The sequence below is a fragment of the Massilia sp. genome, assembly GCF_046293535.1.
In the GTDB taxonomy this organism is placed as follows: domain Bacteria; phylum Pseudomonadota; class Gammaproteobacteria; order Burkholderiales; family Burkholderiaceae_D; genus Telluria.
The window spans coordinates 1-2,109 of sequence record NZ_JBKBOV010000090.1; the positions used below are offsets into that span (position 1 = coordinate 1).

The 2,109-nt window shown below is 67.0% G+C and carries 2 protein-coding genes; both read left to right on the plus strand.

Going from position 1 to position 2,109, the window contains the following annotated elements:
* Positions 1-139: 139 nt before the first annotated feature.
* Positions 140-670, plus strand: coding sequence for an RDD family protein (locus ACK4S9_RS23205; RefSeq protein ID WP_409730300.1), 531 nt, complete (start codon positions 140-142; stop codon positions 668-670).
* A 96-nt stretch (positions 671-766) separates the two neighbouring features.
* Positions 767-1,735 (plus strand): SDR family oxidoreductase, encoded by a 969-nt coding sequence (locus ACK4S9_RS23210; protein ID WP_409730302.1) that lies wholly within the window; start codon positions 767-769, stop codon positions 1,733-1,735.
* Positions 1,736-2,109: the final 374 nt, after the last annotated feature.

The window sequence follows — 2,109 nt, forward strand, 5'->3', positions numbered from 1 at the left end:
GCCGCAGCCACCGCGAGCACGGCGCCGGCGCCGGCCGCCGCGCCATCGGCAGCGCCGACGCCGGCGCCGGCCGCGCCCGTCCCGGCTGCCCCAAGCGCTCCCGCCGCTCCCACCGCCCCGAATGCGAACAATGCAAGCAATGCAAGCAACATCGGCACCGCCAGCAACTAAGCCCGCGCCGGTCGTCACCCCGACCATCCTGCGCCGCGTCACCGTGATGCTGTACGAAGCGCTGCTCCTGTTCTCGGTCGAGATGCTGGCGATCGCGGTCTACATGCTGGTCACGCTGAACAGCCAGCATCCTGTCGCCAAGGAAGGCATGAAGGCCTGGCTGTTCCTGGTGACGGCGGCCTACTTCATCTGGTGCTGGGTCAACACCGGACACACGCTGGCCATGAAAACCTGGCGCATCAAGGTGGTCAAGCTCGGCCACCGCCAGCTCCCGTTCAGGACGGCCGCCTTGCGCTTCCTGCTGGCCTGGGGCTGGTTTGCCCCGGCCCTGCTGGTGTGCTGGGCCTTCGGGCTGCATGGCAAGGGGCAGATCGCGACCGCCCTGCTGCTCGGGATCGTCGCCTGGGCGATGACGGCGCTGTTCGACAAGGACCGGCAATTCCTGCACGACCGTCTGGCCGGCACCCGTCTGATCGCGCTACCCAAGCCGACGCGCTAGGCCGGCTCAGGATTGCTGCGCGGAATTCGAACGCGGCGAGAAACGAAACAGCGGAATAATCGAAGGCTTCCACTGAACCTTGGAGCGAGGTAAACCATGAAGCTTTCGAACATCCGCGTCGTGATCATGGGCGCATCGAGCGGCATCGGCGCCGCGACCGCCGTCGCTTTTGCCCGCGAGGGCGCGCAACTGGTGCTGGGCGCGCGCGGCAAGGAAGGCCTCGACGACGTCGTGCAGCGCTGCCGCCAGGCCGGCGCCAGGGCCGAAGCGCTGGTCGTGGACGCCATCGACGCCGATGCCGTCGCGGCTTTCGCGCGGGAGGCCCGCGAGATCCTGGGCCGGATCGACCTGTGGTTCAGCAACGTCGGCGCCGGCGTGGTCGGCAAGTATGCCGAGGTGCCCATGAGCGACCACCGGCGCATCATCGAGACCAACCTCCTCACCCACATGAACGACGCCCACGCGGTGATGCCGATCTTCCTCGAGCAGGACCACGGCATCTGGGTCAACATGATCTCGGCCGGCGGCTTCGTCTCCACGCCCTATTCTGCCGCCTACTCGGCCAGCAAGTACGGCCTGCGCGGCTTCAGCGAGGCCTTGCGCGCCGAACTGGTCAAGCGCCCCCACATCCACGTGTGCGACCTGTATCCCACCTTCGTGGATACGCCGGGCATGCGCCACGCAGCCAACTATACCGGCGCCAGGCTATCCATCCCGCCGGGCGCGCTCACCCCGGAAAAGGTCGCCGCTGCCGTGGTCGACCTGGCGCGGCATCCGCGCGACTCCAGGGCGGTTGGCGCACCGGTGTCCCTGTTCAGGCTGAGCCACCTGCTTGCACCCAACCTGATCGCCTCGGGCATGAATCGCTTCCTGGATGGATGGGCGCAGCGCGGGGAGCGCGCGGCGGATACGGTCGGGACGCTGTATGCGCCGCAGCACGGCGCCAGCGGCGTGCACAGCGGCGAACGGCGGCGCGAACAGACGGGCAACAAGGCGCTGGCGCTGGGCGCGGCGGCGCTGCTGGCGACGGTCGGGGTGCAGCTGTGGCGGCGGCGTGGTGGGTAAAAGACTATGGCTGCGCTGCCAAACTTGAATCCCGGCCTTTGCCGGGATGACGTCTCGCGCGGTGTGGGCTTGAAAACCGTCGTTCCGGCGAAGGCCCACTGCTGTCCGGGATAATCGCTAACTCTACATTAATGGGGGTTTAGGGAAACGGCGGCGGTGTAAGCGTATCCAACAAGCAAACTTTGAGCACCTAACTCGTCGTACGCGCCACTGGCGCCTACGACTTCCGGCGAAGGCCGGAACCCAACCCTGTTGCGGGCCGCTATCGCAGGCCAGGATATTTCACCCAAAATTGGGTTCCCGCCTACGCGGGAACGACGATTTCCGGCTAGATGAAATTATCCCGGACAGCAGTGGGCGAAGGCCGGAACCCA